The sequence below is a fragment of the Candidatus Leptofilum sp. genome, assembly GCF_965223285.1.
GTDB lineage: Bacteria > Chloroflexota > Anaerolineae > Promineifilales > Promineifilaceae > Leptofilum.
Map to the genome: position 1 here is coordinate 5,876,728 of NZ_OZ244997.1, position 23,238 is coordinate 5,899,965.

A 23,238-nucleotide genomic window follows, 5' to 3' on the forward strand; every position below is an offset into this window, starting at 1 on the left:
GAATTTGATTAGCAGCATTTGCCAGACCTTTGCATTTGTTTCAAATAGTTTAATCTTTCAGGACATCAGCAATAAAATTTGAGCACTCAAGAGGTAAAAATGGTTCTTAGCCGTGGAAAGCTCTTACTGTGTTTTACTGTTTTGCTTAGTTTCGTGGCGTGCAACGTTTTAGAGTCGCCAAATGCAATATCCGAACTGCCCACAACAGAATCTAAGGTTACGGCCGTTTTAGCTCCTACCACCACACTAACCCCGGCAATCTTTCCTACTGACACTGCTGTTCCTCAATCTGACGTTGACATAACCGCAGCACCTCTATATGAAGTTCCCCTTTTTTCCACCTGGCAATCATACGAAAATCAAGGGCTCAAATTGGCAATGCGCTATCCGCCTGACTGGTTTTTGACCCAGCGTGGCAATGGTTTGACCTTGACTGCTCCAGAAATGGTGAATATTGGCTCAGAAAGCATTCCGTGGTTAATTTGGGTTTCAGAACATCCCAAATTTGCCGAAGATGCATCGCTTTTTGATGTGATTGTCAATGAATATCACTTCCCGAACGTGATTGAGCAATTTGAAGAATCACTGACCGAGGAAATCATAAACGGCCGTACCGCCTATCGCTCTACAATCATCCCGGCAGCACCTGGGGGACAACTCTCTGTTTTCTTTGAAGTGGATGATCGGTTTGTGGAGGTCACGTTGCGGCCATTTGATGCGGAACGGCCGTATGAAAACCAGGAAGCATTGTCACAGTTATTTGCCACCTTTCTAGAAACGGTGACATTTTTAGAAGAACAAAGCTCAGAGGAGGATTCTGAATTAGGGTCAATCTTTACCAGTCAGGATTATGGTTTTTCCGTGTCGGTTCCTCCCGGCTGGACGGTTGTAAGCAGCTTGCGACATCGTGTATCGTTGGTGAAACAAGGCACCGGAATTTCTCTAAGATTTGGTGTGAAGTGGGCAACCGATGAGATTGATCTAGTACGGACAGGTGTATCTGCCGGAGATTTTTTCCCTAGAGAATCAGTCATATTTTTGGGCGAACCGATTGCCAGCGACGAGCTAATATACTTGGGCAAAGTCAAAGCTATCTTCTATGAGAAAGCAGTTGAGATCGTACGCGGAAATTTGATTTTTGTCATTACGGTGGAAAGCAATCAACTTGATTATGAAGCCATCGAAATTCCAGATGATATTAAGGCAGAAGCAGATGCTATCGTTGCTTCAGTAGTACGAATCAACGAATAAGCTCCCTTGTAAATAAACCTCCGCAAGTTTTTTCTCGAACATAGTTTGCGGATGGAACCTGCAGGAGGCTGGTTAAAGGGAAAAAATGAAATTGCTGTCAAAGTCGTTAACTTGGCTAGTTGTAATAGTGCTGCTCATCAATTTGTTGGCAGTGTCGCCAACGACCGTTTATGCTTGCACGTGCGCCCCACCGGGATCACCTGCCGAGGAGTTGGAACGGGCAACGGCCGTCTTTGCTGGCAAGGTCACCCAAATTGATGCCCCTCAGGGACTGCTCAAAAGCAGTGCCGACCCCGTCCAGATCACGTTTCAGGTCTCTGAAGTGTGGAAAGGGTCGGTGCGGGCAACCCAACTGGCAAAAACGGTTCGCAGCGATGCCTCCTGTGGTTATTCCTTTGCAATCGGCCAGGAATATTTGGTGTATGCCAGCGGCAGCGAAACCGACCCGGAAGTATGGTTATGCAGCCGCACCGCCCCACTGGCAGCGGCGGCCGAAGATTTGCTCGCTTTAGGCAGTGGTGAAATCCCCATATCGGATTCCAGCGGTTCAGCTAACTTCACGAGCTGGCTGCCCTCCATATTTTTTATGCTTTTGGGATTGTTTTTGCTGACGGCGGGGCTGTTCACACCCCGGCTAAACCGCTGGCTAGGCTTTGGTGAGCGCAGTCGCCTTTTTACCGTTCCACGCTTCCAGCGGTCGGCGCGTCGCGTGGAATTTGTGAGCCGGGCCGTGCAGGTACTGCTTGGCCTCGGCTTTTTGCTGCGAGGCATCGGGCACAATCTATATCCTCATGCCATCCTCAATCTTGTCTCGTGGCTTTTGTTGGGATTGGCTGTCGTTGGCATCCTCGTCACTATTGGCCTCACCCTGGGCAGTTGGCGAGCCGGAGGGGAGTAAAATGGGTAAAAATCGGGAGCAACCCGTTTCCTTTTCGCCCTAACTTCGTTAAGCAGGGTAGGAGAATGTGATATTGAGCTGTGAACGGGAGCTTATTGCCCAGGCGGCACGCGGAGACGAAACGGCCGTCCTCACACTCTACACTCAGCACAAAACGGCCGTTTACACCTACGTCTACTACCGGGCAGGCGGTGATCACGTGTTGGCCGAGGAGATCACGGCTGAAGTGTTCATGCGCCTTGTCGCTCGGCTGCCTCACTTTGTCTACCGAGGACGCCCGCTGCTGGCCTGGCTTTATACCGTAGCGCGTCACTGTTTGGCGGATCATTTTCGGCGAAGCGGCCGTTTCACCCGGCAGCCGCTGTCTGAAAAACTCCCGGCTCAAACGACCAGTCCAGAACAATATGCCCAGCAAAGCCTGGCCGTCGATCATCTGGCTCAGGCCATCTCCCGGCTTACCGAAGCCCAGCGCGACGTGATCATTCTTCGCTTTATTGAAGGGCGCAGCGTGGCTGAAACGGCCGAACTGCTCGGTAAAAAAGAAGGGTCTGTCAAGACCCTGACGCGGCGTGCCCTGGCCGCCTTGCACCGTCAGCTACACCACGAACCAGACCATGAATAAACGTGAAGAGCTTTTAGAAGAATGCCTAGCGCGATTGGCTGCCGGGGAAAGCGTGGAAAGTTGCCTGGCGGATTATCCAGAGCAGGTAGAATGGCTACGGCCGTATCTCACCGCCGCCCATCAGCTGCACAATTTGCCGACACAGCAGCCCCGCCCTGCCGCCGACCAGGCTCTCCAGCGCCGTTTGCGGCAGGCTGCCCGGTGCCTAGAAGTTGACCAACCGAATCCTTTACCAGTTCATTTTGTGGAGGAACCTATTATGAAAAATATTACCCGATTTCTAAAACAGTGGCTGCCCCGCATTGTTGTGGCGGGAACGGCCGTTGCCCTACTCATCATCGTCATCACCCAATTTGTCAACCCCCAAACCTTCCTCAGCGACTCAGACGCAGAACCCGTTGTCGAGTCGCTGCCCGCCAACATCACCACCGTTGGTGACACCACCATCACCCTGGAAGCCGATCTCACAGCCGACCCCGGCGAAGTGCCGCTCTACCGAGCCGTCCCCGAACCCATCCCTACCACGCCCGAAGAAGCCCTCGCCTGGGCGCAGGCGTTTGGCTTAACGGAGCCGCAAGTTTATCGTCCACAAAACGAAAGCGATCCCGGAATTTATGTGTTGGGCAGCGATGGCCAGCGGCTCATCTTCCTGAGTTATGGAGGATTCGGTCAAATTAATTACGCTTTTCCCGCAGTCGGCAGGCTAGATGGTGAGCCGCTGCCTTTTGCGCAGGCAGCTGAGGCTGCCACGGCCTTTTTAAGTGCCCACAATTTGCTGCCTGCCGACTATTTCATAGAACCAGCTCTGGGAGACAACGGCCCAATTCGGCAGGTGCTTATTCAGCCAGCGGCAGAAGGCGGCATCATTGGCGGCGATTCTGGGCTGCGCCTGGGGGTGAATGCTGCGGGGCAGGTGGTTCACGCCAGCCTGAGCCAGCTTCAATTGGAACCAGCCGGAACCACGACGGTTATCTCAGCCGAGGCTGCTTACCAAGATTTGCTTGACAGCCGCAACGTGCTGGGCAGCACCTATAGCAGAATGACCACCGCAGGCGACGGTTACCGCATATATTGGTCGCCAACACCCACCTGGGAAGTGGGGCAAACGGTTGATGTGACAGGCTATCTCCACGTTTTGGTTCATGCTCAGACGGGTGTGCCGCTGGTAGAACTGTCGGGGCCAGACCAGGCAAGTTATCTCTTGTCAGGTGAGGATTTGGCGACCATTGCTGAACAGGCACAACAGGGTGCTGTGCGGGTGCAGGGAATGGTTACCGTACAAAATGGCCCCAACGGCTGGCAAGTGGCGGTAGAAAATTGGCAGTCCGTTACGCCAGATGAATTTAGTGCGCCTTGCTTCATCGGCACCTTGACGCGAACCGAGGGGGTGGCTCGCTTTGTCAGTGACGCGGGTGATGAATTTGGTTTGCCCAATGCACCAGAAGATATTGCCGCAGCGGAGCAGATAGAGGTTTGTGCCGCGCCTGCCGAATCGGGCACTGACCTAGCCTGGTACCACATCAGCGTGCCGCCGCAAGGCCCTGGCATACCGCCAGGCGGTGTGGTGTCGGAGCAAATGGTGGTGGTTGAAGAGGCTGTAGAAGTAGCGGTTACTCGCGTTGTGGTGGAACAAGTGGGTGAGGGTGGCGAAGAAGGTGGGTCTGGGATTGTGGAAGCTATACCACTGCCAGCACCCACAGCCGAATTCATTGAACCGACCGATCCCTACGAAATTGGCGACGAGGTGACGCTAACTGGCGTTGTGCAGCTATTCCGCATCATCAATGAAGACGGCGAAGAGCGGCTGGAAGCCACCTTTCGCAATGATGGCGACCAGGGCGAGGCAACTTATCCGCTAACGTACCCCCTGCTGGCTTCGCCGGAATTGCTGGAAGAGATGGCAGAATTTCATGAATTACATATTCGCGTCTACGGCCGTATCGTCCCGCTGCCCGATACCGAGATGTTCATGATGCCTCATCTGTCGCAAGCCATTGAGGTAGTCAGCTTCGACCGTCCCTGGCCAGAGGAAAGGATGGAGCGGTTCCTGGGCCATGCCAGCATCGAAGAGATTGAAGGTAAACAGGTGCTCGTCTTCATTGATCACGCCACCGATCAGCAATATGTCATCACGCCGCTGGATGTGCCACCACAAGCTTATGAGCATGACCCCATGCTGCAAGAGGAGCAGATTTTGCTAACCGGCATTGTGCATCCCACAGACAGCTTTGGCGGGCTGCCGCTGCTGGAACGACGCGGTACCAGTGCTGGGCCAGACGTTGCCGCCGCCACAGATGTTAGCGAACTGCCAGTGTATGATCATGATCGCATTCCGGTTATTGATGAGTCTCATATGGCACCGCGTGATGGCGTGGCTGGCGTGCTGCACGGCGATGTGATCATTGAGCGTGTGGAGCTGCTCTATCCTTATCAGCCGCAGCCCGCACCCTACGGCAGTGATGCCGAGGAACCAGAGACGACGCTGCTAGAACCGGTTTGGGCCTTTTACGGCCGTTCCGCCGATGGCACCGAGCAGTTTATCATCCGGGTGAAGGCCGTGGCTGGAAATTAAAGCCCCTCTCCCGCAGGTTTCTGGCAAGACAAGGCCAATCGAGAAACCTGCGGGAGGTTCAATTGGATGCCATCATGCTTCAATTGGCTTATTCACCAAAATCTCGTCGATTTCGCTAACTTCTTCCGCTGTAAGCTAGCAGTCGGCGGCTTTGGCATTTTGCTGCAAATGCTCTAGCTGCGCGAGGCCAGAGAAAGCAGAGCAAACGTGCGGTTGAGCCATCAGCCATACATGAGCCAGTTCAGCCGCCTACCTTGCCGTGTCTTGTCGAAAAACCGACGCCATAGAATAGAAAGAATCAAACGAACCTACCACTCGCTTTTCCACTACTAGCATTCTTAGGCAGATTAATCCTGCCGCAAAAATTGATCTTAAAATCTTTGTTTTCAGATACTGCCTAAAATACTTGCCAATTTTTCCCGAAAAACAGCCAGAATTAATGCCATTAACCCCACCATCACGCCTAGCGTTTTCATTCGATTGAGTCTTTCTCCATACATCAAACTGGTCAAAAACACACCGCCTAACAAGGCAATAGATGCGCTCAAGGAAAACACTATCGTCGATGGCAGACTCATTCCATTTAACAGCAATATAACCCCAAGACTATTACAAATCCCTGTTATCGCACCAGCTTTCAACTCGCTCCCCTGGAAGGTTGGCCGTTGTTGGCTGGTAAACATAACGAACAATACGGCCGTTGCACCACTCAAATAAACAATAAATGTCAGCACAGCTGTATTTGTCTCATTGAACAGTATGAACTTGATTTTGTTGCCCAACAAAAACAAACCTTGCGCAAAAAATATGCCCAACAACATCAGGGTATGCAGTTTTTGATTCCCTATCTCTACCTCGCCAGCATCTTTCATTCCACGGGCAAACATCAACAACATCAATACAAACAGTATTACAATAATTGGATCTAACCATAGCACTGCTTCGTCAACGATAAACGGCGAAACAAAAATTGGCACCAGCAATCCCAGATTTAATACTGTCCAGCTCGCCGATGCCGGTCCAAGACGGTTGGCCTGCATGACAAAATAAATAGCCAGATCAAATAAAAGCCCCATGCCAATTCCCAATAGCCACAATTTTGGGTCAAGCCATGTTGTCGATTCGGAAAACGTCTTAGCCCCCGCAAAAGTGCCTCCGGTTACAGCAAAAACAAGTATGAATACTGATGGTCGGCATTGCCAACGCTCTGCCATCTTGTACCCAAGCCCTGCCCCCGCAAATGAAACTCCCGAAAGAATAGATAGAAGAATAGTAACCGGCATTACGGTTGTTATTACGGTTGTTCTGTTTCAATTTGATCTCTGCATAAACTGAAATTTCAAGCAGTTTCCCATCTGGCGTATTGTTATTTGCTAATGCTTGATAAGCCGTTGCAGAATGGGGCAAAATTAGTGAGTATTTCTCGCATTTTTGTCGCTTGCTCAGCTTGACCGGACTGAATATAAAAGCCTTCCAATCCCCAAGCAACCAGGACTTTCAGGAGGACTGGAGATTTTTCTATTTTTGACTCTAAGCTAGCGACTGTCATCGAGTCAGTATTCTCACTTAGAAGCTCGCCAATCTCAAGGGCTATCTCATAAGAAATAAGCGAGGTTTTTGCGCCAGGGAACGATTTAGAATTATTCGCCAATCGTCGTGCCTCTTTCGCCAGATTAACGCCTTGTGGAAAATCATGATTTTCCAAGTATGCCCATAAAGCAAGAAGATATTTATTTTGAGCTTGAAAAAATGGCGGCTTTTGCTCCCAGTCAATTCTAGCTACTTCTGTTCTTGCAGAATCAAAATGCCCATACAAAGTATAGGCAAGTGCCTTTGAGAATACCAGGTGAGCGTCTTTGTGCGGGATTCTTGCCTTGCCCAGTTTCTTGTCATAGAAGTCAATTAATGGTTCGGGTGAACTTGATTTTAATAATTTGTTGAATTCTGCCGTTGTGCCAGAGCAAATTCGCCAAATAATTATTCCGGCAATTGCCATCGCCGGAATGATGATGTAGTTGCCTCGTTGAATCATGGCAACTATCCCATACAAAAGGATACCTCCAAAAATAATGATGGGTATCCATAGCTTCAATAAATACGATGTGTTCTGTTTCTTCTCCATCTCACCTTACTTTTCAGATTCTGATCTGCCCGGCTAATCAGCCAAAATTTCATTGACTTCATCCACTTCTTCAGCCGTAAGCTGCCAGTCGGCGGCTTTGGCATTTTGTTGCAAATGCTCTAGCCGTGTTAGTCCAGAGATGACCGAGCAAACCTGTGGTTGAGCCAGCAGCCAAGCGTGGGCCAGTTCTGCCATCGTGTGGTTGCTGGCTTCTGCCCAGGCGGTGAGTTTTTCCACCTTTGTATAGTTGGCCTCCGTCATGTAATTTTGCACGTACTGGCTCGATTCCCCACGTGAGCCTTTCGGTGCGCCCGCTTCCCCACTGTATTTGCCCGTGAGAAAGCCACCCGCCAGCGGAAAGTAGGGGATGAAGCCTACATTGTCTGCCTGGCAATAGGGAATCACCTCTTTTTCCACCTCGCGCTCCAGCATATGGTAATGAGACTGCACCGTCACGAATCTGGCCCAGCCGCGCATTTCGGCTAATAAATTGGCTTGTGCCAACTGCCAGGCGGCGTAGGCCGACGCGCCAATGTAGCGTACCTTGCCGCTGCTCACCAAATCATCCAGAGCACGCATCGTTTCCTCGATGGGTGTGTGGGCATCCCAGCGGTGCATCTGGTACAGGTCAATGTGATCTGATTGCAGGCGACGCAGGCTGGCTTCTACACCATTCATGATGTGGTAGCGGGAGGCACCGTAATCGTTAGGGCCGTCTCCCATTTTGAAATAAACTTTTGTAGCCAAGACAAATTTGTCCCAACGCCCTTTGAGCGCCTTGCCCAACGTTTTTTCGGATTCGCTGCCGGTGTACACGTCGGCCGTATCAATAAAGTTGATGCCTAAATCCAGAGCAGCGTCGATCACGTTGTTCACGCCTGCCTGATCGACTTTACGGCCGAATTGATTGGTGCCCATGCCAATAACCGAAACACGCACGCCAGAATTGCCAAGTTGTCTGTATTCCATGAGTTTCTCCTAGATTTATCTGAAACTGTCATTCTGAATGGAGCGCAGCGAAATGAAGAATCCCAACCAACTACCTGCTGAAAGCATCTTATGGTTTTTGAAGACCGTTGGGATTCTTCGCTGCGCTCAGAAAGACAAGTGAATGTTATGTCTAGTCCAGATTTTATTTTTTAATATGGTACACGGTCGTCACCGACGCGGCGGGTGAGGCGACGTTGGTCTAGATGTTCCAGCAGAGCGATGGCATATTTGCGGCTGGTGTTGAGCAAATCGCGCACGCCAGCCGCGTTGAGGCTGCCTTTGGCGGCTAATTCATCCAGCAGCCGCTGGATGAGCTGCTGGTAGGTGGCCTGATCGTACACCACATCGGCCGAGAGGGGGTGCAGCTTACCTAAATCTACCAGTGCAAAGTAGACGTCTTCGCCTACGGCCGTTTTGCACTCCTTAACGCTTGGCGAATTAACCCCAACCCGGCTGAACTGCCGCAACAATTGGTCGATTTTTGCCTGTTGCTCCGCTGAAAAGCGGACCTCATGACCGGGCGCATGAACCAATGCCCCTGCCTCCGTAAGCAAATGGTCGTTGGCAGCCTGGGCCATGAGCGGATTAAACACATTCGCTTTGAGCTTGAGCCGACTGCGTAGCTCCTCGCGGGAAATGCCCAGCCGCAGCGGGTAATTTTTGTGGAAATCAGTGACGAGTTGGATGAGTTGACTCACCAATGTTTGCCAGCCCGCCTGGGAGATGATCTGCTTTTCTAGCCGGACGACTTGTCCATTTTCAACCAGTTCTGCCAAGGCAGATACGGCCGTTTCCTTATCCAACCCCACTGTCTGCGACAGATTCTGTTCCGACGTGGGTTCCAGGCGACGCACCGTTTGCAGCAGCAGCTCGGCGGGCGTGCCTTGCGACAACGTTTTGAGCCGCGCCACAGTGTCTGGGCGAAAGCGGCGATGCCGACGGCCCGGATGTGGGTCTAGCACCCGCCCCCCGCCGATGGTTTCGCCGGGAGACGGCCGTCTCAAAATGAAGCGATCCCCGCGGGTAACAGCCACTGGGGTAACGGTAGCCAGTTGCAGCCAACCCTCTTGCCCCGGATCAATCCGCTCACTACCCAAAACGCGCACCCGCGCTTGCAATTCTGCTGCGCCGACGAACAGCTTAACGGCCGTATTGTGCTTCAGCGGTTGAGTTGCATCGGGCAGATGATGATAGGCTGCATCAAACAAAATCGTGTTGCCAATGACATTCGGCGCGGCCACAATGTGCCCCCGTGCTAAGTCATCCTTGTCAATTCCCGTCAGGTTGATGGCCACGCGGCTGCCGGGGCGAGCTACCTCCAGCTTGGTTTTGTGGGTTTGCAGGCCGCGAATACGCCCCTTTAACCCGGTTGGTTGAATCTCAACCGTGTCGCCGATTTGGAAACGGCCGTCTACCAATGTGCCCGTCACCACCGTGCCAAAGCCAGACAGTGTAAAGATGCGGTCGATGGGGAGTTTGGGACGGCCGTTGTCTGGCCGTGGCGGTGAATCGCTCAATTTTTGCCACAGCACCTGCTTCAACTCGGCCACGCCAACCCCCGTTTTTGCTGAAACGGGGATGATGGGAGCCTCTGCCAACACAGTTCCCTGCAATGCTTCGCTTACGTCTAGCATCACCAACTCCAGCCAATCTGGATCGTCTGCCACCAGGTCTGTTTTTGTTAAGGCCACCACGCCGCCGCGTACTTCCAGCAAATCCAAAATTGCCAGATGCTCCCGCGTCTGGGGCATCACCCCTTCATCAGCCGCCACCACAAACAAAGCCACATCAATGCCGCCCACGCCAGCCAGCATATTCTCAATGAAATCTCGATGCCCCGGCACATCAACCACACCGACCTCCACCTGGGCATCGCCGTCCCCAAGCTGAAGCCAGGCAAAGCCCAGGTCTATCGTCATTTCGCGTGCTTTTTCTTCTGCTAAACGGTCGGGGTCAATGCCGGTGAGGGCTTGTACAAGAGTCGATTTGCCGTGGTCTACATGCCCGGCAGTGCCAATGACATACATTTGGGAGTTTTTTGGGCTTGGCCACAGAGGGCACAGAGATTTTGGAGGATGTTCTCTTTTCTCTCTGTGACCTCTGTGGCAAAAAATTAATCAAACTCTTCACGCACTGGCACCAGGGCTGGCTGGCGGCGGCGGTTGGGGTTTTGCTGGATTGCTTTTTCCACTTCTTCCAGCCACATACGTGGGAACTGTTTTAAGGCATCTGACTGAGCCGTTTGCACACGCCAAAGCAAATCCTTTTCTTGCTCCAGCTTACTGATTTTCTCGTCAATCAGATCAATCATTTCACGGATTTCCCGCTCATGACGATTAACCGTGTTCCAGCGTTGTTCAGCGTCAACGCCCTGGCTTTTCCATCGTTTGTCATTTTCGTGGCGGAAATCGTCCCAGCGAGATTGCATTCTGCTGGTTTCCACCCGCAAAATCTCAGATGCTTCACGTTGCTGCTTTTCTAGCTCTTCTTGCCAGCCGCTCAGTGTCTGCACGGCCATCTTGGCTTCTTTGTACATATCGGAGAATTTCACAAACTCTTTATTGAAGCGATCCATGGTGTCTTGCTGTTCTTCTAGCACACGCCGCCACCCTTCTAGTCGCTGGTTCCGTTCATATTCCCCGATTTGAATTTGCTCCATCCAATTTTTGGTGCTTTCTTGTACCTGGTTTTGCTTATCTATAATGCCTTGCAGGCTGGATTCCAGCCGCAAAATAGCACTGTTGGATGTGTCCAAGCGACTGTAAATTGATTCCCATCGCTTGTTAATTTCAACAATATCGGTTTGCACCTCAGAAATCGTACGATTGTTGTGCTTCTCTTTTTCCTCTAGAAAGGCAAAGTTGCTGTCCCAATTTTCCAGCCGATTTTTGAGGTTGTCAATTTTGGTTTTTTGCTGCCCAATAAGATTTGCCAGGCGAGATTCTTCAGCCACACGCAGTTCCATATCGTTTTGCAGCTGGGGAACCTGGCCAATGTCTTTGCGTAGTTCAGCCAGTTCACGGGCGTTGGCCTCCTGTTCCACGCGCCGCAGCCGGTCCATCTCCGCCTCGGATTGGATGCGCCGCTGGTCGTATTGTTCAATAAGCTGCACAACTTCATCCTTAAATTGTGCCAGTTGCAGGTCCACTTTGGGTATACGGCCGATTTGGGCAGTTGCACTCGATAATTGACGCTCTAAATCCTGGATGCGCTGCTCGCGCCCAGCAATTTCGCGCTCTTGTAAAACGAGCTTTTGCTCCAGCTCCGTAATTTTGCGCGTTTGCTTGCGCCGTTCATCATCCAGCCAATCGAGCCGACTTTGCAGGTCTTTGATTGCTTGTTCCGTTGCTGCGTTTGTACCGTTTGTTGCCATAGCTGTTCTCCGTTTATCCACAGATTACACAGATTTGCGCAGATTTCTCGTGTCATCCTGCAAAACATTATAGCTTGGGCAGGGCAAGCGGGCGAGTTGGAGGGGCGGTATTCAGTAAATGGTAATCCGTTATCGGTTCTGAATAATCCGATTTGTTCATTACCGAATACTGTTTACCGATAACTGTCTACCGACGGTATAATCCTGCCATGCACATTGGAATTGACGTTCGCCTGCCGTTTTACCAGATGGGGGGTATTAGCCAATATATTTTGCACTTACTGCCCGCACTGGCGGCCATTGATAAGGAAAATCAATATTCGTTGTTTCAAATGCGGCGAGACGGCCGTTCTCACGTGCCACCTCCTGCCAATTTTCAGCGGAAAAATGTGCTGACGCCGTGCCACCACAGATTAGAACGCTGGACATTGGGGCTGGAACTGCTGCCACACCGCCTGGACGTGCTGCATAGCCCCGACTTTATTCCGCCACAGTGGGGGGGGCGGCGCAACGTGATCACCGTGCATGATTTAAACTTTATCTTTTACCCACAATTTCTGACGCGGGACAGCATGGCGTATTACGCCGACCAAATTGAGCGAGCAGTGCGGGTGGCAGACCACATTTCGGCCGATAGTCACGCCACGCGGCATGATTTGATTGAGCAGCTGCGGGTTCCGCCAGAAAAAATCACAACAGTACATTTAGCCGCTAATCCATTGTATGAGAGGGTGTATGAGGATACGGCCGTAACCGTTACCCTGCAAAAGCATAACTTGCCCCGCGATTTTATCTTGTTTGTGGGTACGCTGGAGCCGCGCAAAAATCTACCGTTTCTCATTCGTGCATACGATGCGCTGTTGCAAGAGGGCGATCTGGAGGTGCCGTTGGTTTTGGTGGGTGGCAAAGGGTGGCTGTACGAAGAAGTTTTTACCACCATTGATGAACTAGGTTTGCACGAAAAAGTGCATCATCTGACGGGCATCTTCGATGAGCAATTGGCCCATCTTTACCATGCGGCCGGCGTGCTGGTAACGCCCTCCCACTATGAGGGATTTGGCCTGCCTGCGCTGGAAGCGATGCACTGTGGCTGCCCGGTTATTGTGAGCAATCGTGGCTCGCTGCCGGAGGTGGCGGGCGAAGCAGGCATGCAGCTGCCGTTGGATGATGAGGTAGTGTGGACAGATGCCCTGCGCCGCGTTCTCACCGACAATGATTTGCGCCAGAAGATGATTGAGCGGGGTTATGCGCAGGCCAAAACGTTCACTTGGCAAAACGCGGCCCACATGACGCTGCAAATTTACGAATCAGTTTTTTAACCGCGGAGAATGCGGAGAACGCAGAGAAATAAAAAAACTCCGCACCCTCCGCGTTCTCTGCGGTAAATCTTTTGCTCATGAAAGTTTTACTGCTAACACCACAACTGCCATACCCGCCACACCAGGGAACGAGCTTGCGGAATTTCCACGTTATTCGCGGGTTGGCGGAGGCGTGTCAGGTTTCGTTGCTGAGCTTTTTAGAGCCGGGGCAATCTGTTGAGGCAGAAAAAATTGCACCTTTGGCCCAACTGTGCCGACGAATTGAGACGGTGCCCGTGCCACAGCGCACAACGGGCAAGCGGTTGCAGCAGTTGCTCACAACCCGTCGCCCAGATATGGCGCACCGCCTGTTTAGCCAGGCGTTTAACATTAAGCTATTGCGGATGCTCCAGGCGGATGATTTTGACGTTGTGCAGATTGAAGGCATTGAACTGGCGCGTTATTTGCCTGTTATTCGGCATGGCAGCCCGCGCAGCAAAATTGTGTTTGATGACCATAATGCGGAGACTGAATTGCAGCGACGCAACTTCCTCACAGATTTGGGCCAGCCGCGTCGCTGGGTGGCGGCAGCGTACTCAGCAGAGCAGGTGCGGCGGTTGCGTAAGTTTGAGCGTTGGGTGTGCCAGCAGGCGGATTGGGTCACGGCCGTTTCCCAGCCCGACAAGGCGCATCTAGAAACATTGACAAACGGCCGTGCGCCCATCACCGTTATCCCCAACAGCCTGGACGTGCAGCAGTTCCAACTTGAAGAAGCGGATGCGATCCCGAGCGACATTGTGTTCAGTGGCAAGATGGATTATCGGCCAAACGTAGATGCAGTGCTCTGGTTTGTGGATGAGGTGTGGCCCCAGATTCGGCAGAGACGGCCGTTTGCCACCTTCACCATCGTGGGACAAAAGCCACACGCAAGGCTGGATCGATTGAAAAATGAACCGGGCATCACGCTCACGGGCTGGGTAGATCGAGTAGAACCATATTTGGTAGGAGCAAAGGTGTTCATTCTACCTTTTCGCGTAGGCAGCGGAACCCGGCTGAAGCTGATTGAGGCGATGGCGGCAGGTAAGGCATTGGTGAGTACGGCCGTTGGTGCTGAAGGCTTTCCCGTTGCGCACAATCGTGAGCTGCTATTGGTGGATGAGGCGGAGGCGTTTGGAACGGCCGTTTTGCAGTTGCTAGACAATCCAGATGAGAGAAAGCGGCTGGGGCAGGCAGCCCAACAGTTTGCCAAACAGTATGATTGGCGTGTTGTCGTGCCGAAGTTTTTAGAAATCTACCAGCAGCTACTCAAATAAATCTTAAAAGGCTATTTGCGAAGGGGGCTTGCCAAAAGCGTCTCGGAATGCTTGCGTAAAGTGGCTGTGGTTTTTGTAGCCAACCGCTAATGCCAGCCCGCTGAGATTGTTCTGGTAATCAGGGAGCCATTCTAGGGCCGTACGAAGCCGAAGCTGTTCTAGATAGGCATGAACCGTTTTGCCAGTGAGTTGGCGAAATACGCGCGAGAGGTGAAACGGCGAGGTGTGCACCTGTTGGGCAAGTTGGGCCAGGGTTAAGGGCAGATGTAACTGGTTTACCAACGCTTTTTGTGTTGCCACCACCAGCTCTTGATGGCTGCGTTGCGTCTTGGCTCTTTTGGGCGTTTTTTCTTGCCGACAGTGGTAACTTTCTGCCACGATCCCGTCGAGTAACTGGAGTGACATCTCATCAAGCCACCAGCTATTCCGCTGTTTGGCTGTTAACAGGTGGTGGATGATTTGCCGCTGTAGCAAAAGTGAGCGGGTAGAAATGGGGGTGTGGCTGTAGCGGAACGGCCGTACGCCGACTTCCCCCACTTTGGGATCATATTGACGGATTATCTCGGCAAGCAGCTGGGGGCAAAATTGAAACCAGTCACACCAATCCCCCGTGTCGGACAGTTTCTTGCGAAAATATTCTTGCCCATGATTGTAAAAGGCAACCATGTTGGGTGATCCGATGACCGTTTCCTGGCCGAGCAGATGCAGCTCAACGGCCGTTCGTGGGAAGGTGATCATATTGTGCCAGGCAAAATAGGCAGGTTTGTCAAAAACGGGATGCTCTGCCGGGCAGCGAAATATGCCAATCCACACCACATCGCTGACGTAGAGATGTTTTTCCAACGGCAATTGCTCTTTTGCATGATAGCTAGCCACCAAAAAAGTGTAGCCAACTGTCATTCGTCCGTCAAAATCGGGAAGGGTGTCTACTCACTAAGCAAGGGTTCAGCCAGTGTGGCCACAAAAACTTCTGTATTGTTGCCGCGTCCTAGCTCAACGTAAACGAAGTAGGTTCCTTGGGCATAGGCAATTTCTGCGTACCAAATATCATTGCCGCGTGGATTCACTTGCGTTGGTAAGAAGATGGGCGCGTCGGAACGCATCCATTCCTGACCATCCTGGCTGACGGCAATGCCGTGACGATTGTGAATGGGCGTGTTGGAGACGTTGGTGGCAGTGGCGTAAAGCATCACCCAGCCGTCTGGCGTTTGCTGAACGTGGGGTTGGAAAACATGGCTTCTGTCCCAACCGCTGCCGCTGCCGCTAAAAATTGGGTCGCTGCTTTGGAATGGCTCGGCTTCAGTTGCTGGATCATCAAATTTTGCCCAGCTCAGACCATCTTCCGAGGTGGCACGGCCAATGGCGGAGCTGCTGCCGCCATAGCCTGCGTAGAACATCACGAAACCATCTTCGGTTTGAATGACGCTCGGTGAGCGAACGGCCGTTTCATCCCAACTTCCATCATCGCCAGCTTCCAAAATTGGCTCTTCGACGACGGTCCAGGGGCCAAGTGGGTTGGTGGCGGTCGCCACGCCAATGCTGCCCTCCGATTTGGGCCAGGTGCGATCATCCCACGTGTAAAAATAGAGGTACCAGGTGCCATCTTCCTGCACCAGCGCGCTTGATGCCAAAGCAGCCACACCTGCAAATGGCACGGCATTGCTTTTTAGCACAGGCTCTTCCTGAACGCGCGTCCAGCTAATGCCGTCGCTTGAAGTGGAGTAAGCAATATCTACAGAGGCAGGCCAACCGGTAAAGGTGTTGTGGAACATATGAAACTGGCCTTCATGAAAAACAACCGCACCGGGGTCGGTGAACTGTTTGTTGCCGCGCGGCACGGCAGGCTCTTCGCCGTAAATGGTGAAGCGATCATCTAATGAAAAGCGATCAATGACGGGAACGGCCGTTGCCGTCGGCGCAGGTGTAGCGGTGGCAGTTGGTTCAGGCGTGTCAGTTGGTAGGGGAACGGCCGTATTTGTTGGGGCCGGGGTATTGGTAGGTGTTTCGGTTGGTGGTGGTTCTGTTGGTTGCAGGGTGTTTGTGGGTACGGCCGTGGCCACTTGTTCCGCCGTTTCTGTTGGGGCCGCATTACAGGCAATCGTTACACAAACAAAGAACAGTAAGAGCCAAATCATTTTACGCATGCGCATTACCTCCTCGCTGTTTCGGCGGGAGCCTACCTGCCAAATTGCTTGCCGACTGTCGAAATCTTGCTCATTTTGGTAATATCAGGATAGAGATAAGAAAAAGGAGCAAACATGAGCAAAAACGTGAAGCAATATACGAGTGAAGCAATTGATGTTTCGTACAATATGAAGCGGTGTATTCATGCCGCCGAATGTGTGCGTGGCTTGCCAGCCGTTTTTGACACAGCCAAACGGCCGTGGGTTCAACCCGGCAACGAGGCGGCAGATGTCGTCGCAGATGTTGTAGAACGCTGCCCAACTGGCGCATTACATTACGTCCGCAAAGATGGTGGGGCGGCAGAGCCTGTGCCCGAGCAAAATCGCATTTTGGTGACGGCCAATGGTCCACTTTATATTAAAGGCGATCTGCAAATTGAGATGCCAGCAGAGGCAGTGGCGGAAACGCGGGCGGCTCTGTGCCGTTGCGGACAGTCAACCAACAAACCGTTTTGCGACGATGCCCACAAAACGGTCGAATTTACAGATGCTGGCCAGATCGCCCAAACCAGCGGGGCAGAACTGGAACCGACTGGCTCGCTAATCGTTGCGCCAGCCATCAATGGCCCGATTTTGCTGCGCGGCAACTTTGAGTTGGTTAGTGCCGATGGTCAAACGCTATTTCGGGGTGAAAGAGCTGCCCTGTGTCGTTGCGGTGGGTCCGATAACAAGCCGTTCTGCGACGGCACGCATAAAGCAATCAACTTTCAATCGGAGACAGCGGAATGAGCGTCGATTTGGATTCGTTAGCGGTTCGGAACAATGAGACCGAAAAGCGGTTTGAGGTTGAGGTAAATGGGCAGATGGCTTTGCTGGAATACATTCGGGCGGGTCAAAACATCACCTATACACACACAGAAGTTCCGGTTGCGTTAAAAGGGATGGGAATTGGTGGTAAGCTGGCGCGTCATGCGCTGGAGTTTGCCCGCGACAATGATCTAAAAGTTATCCCGATTTGTCCATTTGTCACCAGCTATTTGCGAACACATCCTGAATTTCATCACATTGTTTTTGGGTACAAAGGCAAGGGCTCGTCAGCTTGAGTCTCACCCTCCTTACTTGACCAATACCGGTTTAAGCGGGTGGCAAGAGTTGCAGATTTTTTTTGACCGCCAGGGTGCGCTTTTGTTTTTCGATGACATCAAGCCAGTTTGTGTAGCCTAGCGGCGGTTCATATTGGTAGGTTTGGAGATTGTAGTGGCCGGTGATGCCCGTTAGAACGGCCGTTACGTCTGTCGCTGCTCCTTTTACACCGTCATCTGTGGCGCGTGAGCCAACGTAAAAATCATTCCCCGGCCAGGAAACATGATCCCAGGCAACAACGCTTACCAATTCACAATTTGAAAAATCATCCCCCGGTTCTTGGTAGGCTGTAGGATGGCAAAGCTGGGGTTTGCTTTCGTTGCCCTGGGTTAACGGCCGTACCAAAAAACTCAGCCCCGGTAATTCAACCCGCTCATTTTGGCATTCCCGATAGGGATCATAGTAAACGACGCGAATGTGGGTGAATGCGGCCTGATGTTTGAGAACAAACGCTTGTAAGACGCGCTTTAGCTTTTCACCCAGCTGCCCCTGAAATGGCCCGGCAAACATGCCGCAGCCTAGCCCTGGCACGGTGATCAGTGCTTGTTTGCCTTGTAACTCCATCTGTTCATTGATGTATAAAAACCCAGGTAGAAGCCGCCGCTCATATAGTCGAAAGTAGGCCTCCTCATCAATATTGCCATCGGGCAAAACAACCTCTTGCCAATCGGCGGGGGTGTGGGAACGGCCGTTTCTTAGCAACGCCCCCGGCACAAACAGCAACCAGCCGGTGAATGGCGGATTGTGGACGTTGGGGTTGGCGTGACGGCCGTTGTCAAAAAACGTAACCTGGGCGGCGACGGAGATGTCGCCCAGCAGGCCCAGTTCGGTCAGGTTCCAATCTGAGCCATCCCCGGCGACGGCACTTTCGGCAAAGATTTGCGGCCGTTTTGTTTGCACTAACCGTTCCAAAAACGACTCTACTGTTAACGAAGCCAAATTCAGCCCTGCCAACGTTGCTTGCAGATAGCGGCCTGCTGGCTGACCTGCCTGAAGTGCACCCAAATATGTTTGCGCACGGCTGTAGCTGCTTTGGCTGAGGAGCATCTTGTAAGTGGACATATTGTTAAGGAATATTGGGCTGTTTGAGGCAGTGGGTTAGCGGCAACAGCCCCTCATCCATCATGAGGGCGGTGTCTTCCAGGCGGATGCCCACACCTGAGGGAAGGTAGCAGCCCGGCTCGATGGTAACGACCATGCCGACTTCTACCGTATCTTCCTCCGAGGCGCGGGGAGAGAAAAACGGGTCTTCATGAATGTCTAGCCCGATACCGTGCCCCAACCCGTGGCCGAAATGCTCCCCGTGTCCAGCCTGCTCAAACACGCCTCTAGCGATGGCATCCACTTCTTTTAGGTTCATGCCCGGTTTGGCGTTTTGGAAAACGGCCGTTTGCGCCCGAAGCACCAAGCTATACAGTTCAAAATAAGGCACAGACGCTTTTTTGTCCAAATAAAACGAGCGTGTCACGTCACTTCTGTAGCCATCCACCTGCGCCCCCATATCCACAATGAGTGGGTCGCCGACCTGCAAGCGGCGGCTGCCGGGATGATGATGCGGCAGCGGACTGTTTGGCCCGCTAGAGACAATAATGTCAAAGGCTACGGCCTCAGCCCCAGCTTGTCGCATCGCTTTTTCCAATTCCCAGGCAACCTCCGCTTCGGTCATGCCGACCTGGGCCAGGTGTGGTACCTGGCCCATCACGGCATCGGTAATGGCACACGCTTTTTGGATGGCTTCGATTTCAACGGCCGTCTTAATCATCCGCATCGGTTCTAAAGTTTGGCGCAGGGGAACCCAGGCGACATTTTCTACCTCATCCAGCTCAGCCATCTGTTCCAGAGTGGTGTGCTTGGCCTCAATGCCCACGCGCTGCACGCCAGCCTCTGCCAGAAAATTGCGGGTTTCTTCCAGAGTCCGCTGGTGCTTGAACAGCGTAAAATCCGGAGCTTGGCGTTTGGCCTGGGTGAAGTAGCGATAATCGGTGGCGATAATTGCCCTGTTTGCCGTGATGAGCAGTTGGCCGTTAGAGCCAGTGAAGCCGCTGAGCCAACGCCGGTTGGTGGGGCTGCTAATCAGCACCCCATCTACTTCCCACGCCGCCAGCTTTTGGCGAACGGCCGTGATTCGCTTTTGAAAAATGGATGGTCGTGTCATTGCTGCTTCTCCAAAGAAAGAAAAATCTGTTTATATTTAGAGTAGGTTCAACTCCGTCTCAAAAATAGCGCGCAAAATGGCGATCATGGTGGCGTAGGTAGGGTCCATGCCAAAATATGAGAGATTTTGCGAACCCAAGTTTTTCCCTTTGCTAAAAGGTGTGTCTGAGGCGTAGTGTAGAATGCCAACCGGAAAGGAGCTGTTGTACAGGTTCACCAGCTCGTTAGACGGATGCCGTTTGGGACGCACCATCTCATAAACGCCGCTGAGATATGGCCCGGCTTCCATCTCCATATCGGTGTAGCCCTCTTGATAAAAGACGGACATATACCCTTCGTTTTGCAAAAAGGTACCGGGGACGGTGATTGCCTTTTGGTTGTCCATGACGGTGCCATAAACAAGATAGGGTGCCACATCATCGGCGGCAAAGCAGTTGTCGAAGAGGTAGGTATTGAGGGTGTGCTCGTCGTGCACCACGCTGGGAATCATCACGTCGCCAATACGGCCGTTTAGCGTGGCCGACTTGCCCATAATGTACACGCCACGTACCTCAGCGATGTTGCGGGCAATTTCCGTGAGTACCTGGTAGGCAGCCATGCCCAGCGGATAATCGACGTTAATGATGAGCGCGTTGCTCTGTTGTAGCTTGTCAATTGTGGGCAGGCGCAGCCGACTGTCCATGCTGGTTAAATTGATATTGCGCAGGGGGATGATTTGCACTTCGATGTCAAAAGCGTGTTCGCTGGGAATGCGCACTAGACCAATATCCTGCTCTGCTTGCAGCCGTGCGGCCGTAATCATCGGATTGGCTTGCTCTAGCTTTTTTAGGGCATAATACAAAAAGTTTTCCCGGCTGCTGGGCACGTTGCGCTCTAAAATGTCGTGATATTCGCGGTGCAACTCTTCCGAGCCATTTTCCCGAATAAAGGCATGTATCTCATCCTCAATGTGCAAGGCGTAGCCGCTTAGAAGATTGGGCAAGCTGTGCGTATTGCTAGAGACAAAATAGATGGGTCGGTCTTCCATCTGTATCTCTGGCAGGTGTTGCTCCACGTTGCGCCACCAGCGGCGGGTCGCGCGTTTGTAGTCGGCCAGCGAACCTGCCAATGAGCGAATGGATAAGGCTTGTTTAGTTTTGGCGATGCGAAGGAATTTGACGGCCGTATCTTCCCCCCACACCTGAGCCAATCGGGCCAAATCCTCTGCCGGAACTTTGGTCATGTGAGACAGCCGCACGAGGCTGTTGCCTGTTGGCACGCCCCCTTTGCTATCCCGAATGCGTTCCAGCTCATTGATGACGTTTTCTTTATTAAGCAGTTGCCGCAGCTTGCGTCGTTCAATCTGGTAAGCAACCAAAATGGGAACAATATCATCAATATCGGAGCGGCTGGCAATGTAGACGGCAAGCTGATCTTTGCCATCAAAAAAGCTGCGTCGCCGCCTGCCGGGGGCGTTTACCTGGTGCCAACTCTCCACTTTAGGAAAGCCATGCTGGGCAAAAACCTGCTCAGATTGCCCCATGATTATCAATCTTAACTGATCCAGGCAGGCAGGCATGCGCAAAATGGCATAGATGAAGGCAGCCATATCAGGCTGCGGCTCATCAGCCAGGACGTGCAAGGCAGAGTTCATGCGCTTGTGGGCTTCAATGAGGGTTTTTATTTGCACCTCGCGGCTGCTGCGCAGCAAGGAGTAATAGGTACGGAGGTAGAGGTTGATTTCTTCATTGCCAGAGGTGGGTACGGTTCGGTCCATAGGGTTTTGGGTGGGAGATTGTTAAATAAGCAATCAAGTAATTAGATTCTAGATATTTCGTTACAAATCTTTGTAATTGGTTTTCCAAAGGCGTAGGTATTTTTTAGCAAGTAAATCCTGGTAAATCAGGTTCAAACGAACCGCATTATTAATGGCGGATTCAATAATATCTTTTGAAATTTTTTCCTGTGGTACGGTTAATCTTTCTACTTCTAGAGAAGGTAAACGGGCGTTTGAAAGTAGAGCGCATATCTCTTGAAGAATGTCTGGAATATACTCACTATCTGCCTCTTCATATTCCCAAAAAGCTTGTAAGGTTGTTATCCAATTTTCAAATATTGGAAGCCATTTAGATAACCAAATTTGGATGTCGGCAGGAATATCTGTCGTGGAAGCTGCCATATTTGCAAGAGCCCTAAAGCTGGTTAAGCAATCTAAAACATCATGCAAAACTTTTCCAAGTAAATATTGTCCTGGAGGAATACTGCGATATTCTAAATTTTTTACTTCGGGATGGTTCAAGAATGTTTCCCATTCCATGCTAATTCACCCGAATAAATCCTTTTCCTTCAGTGACGTGGCCGATAGGCACGGCCGTTTCACAATGCGCGATAAATGTCTCAACTTGGTTGGCAGGCAGAGTCACCAGCAAACCGCCAGACGTTTCCGGGGTCATCAGCATGTCTTGAATGAGTTGGCTGACGCCATCGCCAAACTGAACCCAGCGGCCAAAATAATCCAGATTGCGCCCCATGCCGCCGGGGAATGCACCCGCTTTGCCATAACGCAATGCGCCGGGCAACCAGGGCAGCTTGCTCGCCTCAATGTGAAAATCAACCATCCCCAGGTGGGCCATTTCGTGGGCGTGGCCAAGCAGGCCAAACCCGGTAATGTCTGTCAGGCTATGGGCGTTGGCGAGCTGGGCAGCTTCAGCGGCTGTCTTGTTGAGCGTTTTCATGCTGGAAACGGCCGTGGCCACATCACCTTCATCCGCAGAGCCATTTTTAAGTGCGGTGGTAACCACGCCCACGCCCAGCGGCTTGGTGAGCAGCAGCACGTCACCGGGCTGTGCACCTCCTTTGGTTTTCACTTTTTCGGGATCAATAAGCCCCGTGACGGCCAGGCCGTATTTGGGTTCTTTGTCGTTCACACTGTGGCCACCGGCAATGACGGCACCCGCTTCTGCCACTTTTTCGGCACCACCGCGCAAAATTTCGCTCAAAATGTCCATGCCCAGATTATCGGGGAAGGCGACCAGATTGACGGCGAACAGCACCTGCCCGCCCATCGCGTAAACGTCAGATAGGGCATTGGCAGCGGCAATCGCGCCAAAGTCGTATGGATCATCAACGACTGGCGGGAAAAAGTCGGTGGTGGTGATGATGGCTTGCTGGTCGTTCAGTTGGTAAACGGCCGCATCATCTGCTTTGGCTAACCCCACCAGCAGTTCCGGATAATCTTCCGGCTTGAACAAATTACGCAGGGGGGCAATCGCTTGAGCCAGGTCCCCTGGCCCCAGTTTAGATGCTCAACCAGCGCAGCTGGCGTAGGACGTCAGCCGGATTTGTTTAGCAGTGCTCATGCTGCTTCCTTAAAAAGAGATTGGGGATTAGAGATTAAAAA

20 protein-coding genes are annotated in these 23,238 nt (G+C 52.1%); 8 read left to right on the forward strand and 12 right to left on the reverse strand.

Translation table 11 applies throughout. The features are described from left to right. Positions 1-78: 78 nt before the first annotated feature. The 4 genes from ACOQPU_RS26315 (at position 79) to ACOQPU_RS26330 (ending at position 5,343) form a co-directional block, all read left to right on the forward strand. Positions 79-1,251: a hypothetical protein gene (locus tag ACOQPU_RS26315; RefSeq protein ID WP_420642797.1), complete on the forward strand. Its 1,173-nt coding sequence runs from the start codon at positions 79-81 to the stop codon at positions 1,249-1,251. Positions 1,252-1,336: 85 nt separating this feature from the next. Continuing rightward, complete coding sequence (locus ACOQPU_RS26320) at positions 1,337-2,149, forward strand: hypothetical protein (protein WP_420642798.1); 813 nt, start codon at positions 1,337-1,339, stop codon at positions 2,147-2,149. A 73-nt stretch (positions 2,150-2,222) separates the two neighbouring features. Next, positions 2,223-2,771, forward strand: coding sequence for an RNA polymerase sigma factor (locus tag ACOQPU_RS26325; RefSeq protein ID WP_420642799.1), 549 nt, complete (start codon positions 2,223-2,225; stop codon positions 2,769-2,771). Next, positions 2,764-5,343, forward strand: coding sequence for a hypothetical protein (locus tag ACOQPU_RS26330; RefSeq protein WP_420642800.1), 2,580 nt, complete (start codon positions 2,764-2,766; stop codon positions 5,341-5,343). The genes ACOQPU_RS26325 and ACOQPU_RS26330 overlap by 8 nt, the downstream gene beginning before the upstream one ends. 386 nt (positions 5,344-5,729) lie before the next feature. Here ACOQPU_RS26330 and ACOQPU_RS26335 read toward each other — a convergent pair whose 3' ends face one another. The 5 genes from ACOQPU_RS26335 to ACOQPU_RS26355 form a co-directional block, all read right to left on the reverse strand. Further along, positions 5,730-6,557, reverse strand: coding sequence for a hypothetical protein (locus ACOQPU_RS26335; protein WP_420642801.1), 828 nt, complete (start codon positions 6,555-6,557; stop codon positions 5,730-5,732). A gap of 152 nt (positions 6,558-6,709) precedes the next feature. After that, positions 6,710-7,465 (reverse strand): hypothetical protein, encoded by a 756-nt coding sequence (locus ACOQPU_RS26340; RefSeq protein WP_420642802.1) that lies wholly within the window; start codon positions 7,463-7,465, stop codon positions 6,710-6,712. 33 nt (positions 7,466-7,498) lie between these two features. Then, a complete protein-coding gene (locus ACOQPU_RS26345) occupies positions 7,499-8,434 on the reverse strand; it encodes an aldo/keto reductase (protein ID WP_420642803.1) in 936 nt (311 codons plus the stop codon). A gap of 170 nt (positions 8,435-8,604) precedes the next feature. Next, positions 8,605-10,482 carry a selenocysteine-specific translation elongation factor gene (gene selB / locus ACOQPU_RS26350; RefSeq protein ID WP_420642804.1) on the reverse strand — a complete coding sequence of 626 codons (1,878 nt, stop codon included), beginning with the start codon at positions 10,480-10,482 and terminating at the stop codon, positions 8,605-8,607. A gap of 86 nt (positions 10,483-10,568) precedes the next feature. Then, positions 10,569-11,828 (reverse strand): hypothetical protein, encoded by a 1,260-nt coding sequence (locus ACOQPU_RS26355; RefSeq protein WP_420642805.1) that lies wholly within the window; start codon positions 11,826-11,828, stop codon positions 10,569-10,571. A gap of 209 nt (positions 11,829-12,037) precedes the next feature. Here ACOQPU_RS26355 and ACOQPU_RS26360 point away from each other — a divergent pair, with 209 nt between their 5' ends. Together ACOQPU_RS26360 and ACOQPU_RS26365 are read left to right on the forward strand one after the other, a co-directional pair. Then, positions 12,038-13,147 (forward strand): glycosyltransferase family 4 protein, encoded by a 1,110-nt coding sequence (locus ACOQPU_RS26360; protein WP_420642806.1) that lies wholly within the window; start codon positions 12,038-12,040, stop codon positions 13,145-13,147. A 77-nt stretch (positions 13,148-13,224) separates the two neighbouring features. Continuing rightward, positions 13,225-14,439: a glycosyltransferase gene (locus tag ACOQPU_RS26365; protein ID WP_420642807.1), complete on the forward strand. Its 1,215-nt coding sequence runs from the start codon at positions 13,225-13,227 to the stop codon at positions 14,437-14,439. 3 nt (positions 14,440-14,442) lie between these two features. Here ACOQPU_RS26365 and ACOQPU_RS26370 read toward each other — a convergent pair whose 3' ends face one another. Both ACOQPU_RS26370 and ACOQPU_RS26375 read right to left on the reverse strand, forming a co-directional pair. Further along, positions 14,443-15,339 (reverse strand): helix-turn-helix transcriptional regulator, encoded by an 897-nt coding sequence (locus tag ACOQPU_RS26370; RefSeq protein ID WP_420642808.1) that lies wholly within the window; start codon positions 15,337-15,339, stop codon positions 14,443-14,445. Positions 15,340-15,365: 26 nt separating this feature from the next. Beyond that, positions 15,366-16,583, reverse strand: coding sequence for a hypothetical protein (locus tag ACOQPU_RS26375; RefSeq protein WP_420642809.1), 1,218 nt, complete (start codon positions 16,581-16,583; stop codon positions 15,366-15,368). A gap of 114 nt (positions 16,584-16,697) precedes the next feature. Between ACOQPU_RS26375 and ACOQPU_RS26380 the strand changes: the two genes are divergently transcribed. Both ACOQPU_RS26380 and ACOQPU_RS26385 read left to right on the forward strand, forming a co-directional pair. After that, the gene (locus ACOQPU_RS26380) at positions 16,698-17,351 is read left to right on the forward strand and encodes a CDGSH iron-sulfur domain-containing protein (RefSeq protein ID WP_420642810.1); all 654 of its coding nucleotides are present in this window, start codon (positions 16,698-16,700) and stop codon (positions 17,349-17,351) included. Beyond that, on the forward strand, positions 17,348-17,665 hold the full coding sequence (locus ACOQPU_RS26385; RefSeq protein ID WP_420642811.1) for a GNAT family N-acetyltransferase: 318 nt from the start codon (positions 17,348-17,350) through the stop codon (positions 17,663-17,665). The genes ACOQPU_RS26380 and ACOQPU_RS26385 overlap by 4 nt, the downstream gene beginning before the upstream one ends. Positions 17,666-17,696: 31 nt before the next feature. On the opposite strand, the gene ACOQPU_RS26390 is transcribed toward ACOQPU_RS26385, so the two are convergent. The 5 genes from ACOQPU_RS26390 to selD are packed head-to-tail and all read right to left on the reverse strand — an operon-like array spanning position 17,697 to position 23,197. Further along, positions 17,697-18,767, reverse strand: a complete 1,071-nt coding sequence (locus ACOQPU_RS26390; RefSeq protein WP_420642812.1) for a hypothetical protein — start codon at positions 18,765-18,767, stop codon at positions 17,697-17,699. A 4-nt stretch (positions 18,768-18,771) separates the two neighbouring features. Beyond that, positions 18,772-19,860, reverse strand: coding sequence for a M24 family metallopeptidase (locus ACOQPU_RS26395; RefSeq protein ID WP_420642813.1), 1,089 nt, complete (start codon positions 19,858-19,860; stop codon positions 18,772-18,774). 36 nt (positions 19,861-19,896) lie between these two features. Further along, positions 19,897-21,615, reverse strand: coding sequence for a DUF6909 family protein (locus ACOQPU_RS26400; protein ID WP_420642814.1), 1,719 nt, complete (start codon positions 21,613-21,615; stop codon positions 19,897-19,899). A 60-nt stretch (positions 21,616-21,675) separates the two neighbouring features. Beyond that, the gene (locus ACOQPU_RS26405) at positions 21,676-22,155 is read right to left on the reverse strand and encodes a hypothetical protein (RefSeq protein ID WP_420642815.1); all 480 of its coding nucleotides are present in this window, start codon (positions 22,153-22,155) and stop codon (positions 21,676-21,678) included. A gap of 1 nt (position 22,156) precedes the next feature. Continuing rightward, positions 22,157-23,197 carry a selenide, water dikinase SelD gene (selD, locus tag ACOQPU_RS26410; protein WP_420642816.1) on the reverse strand — a complete coding sequence of 347 codons (1,041 nt, stop codon included), beginning with the start codon at positions 23,195-23,197 and terminating at the stop codon, positions 22,157-22,159. Positions 23,198-23,238 lie beyond the last annotated feature (41 nt).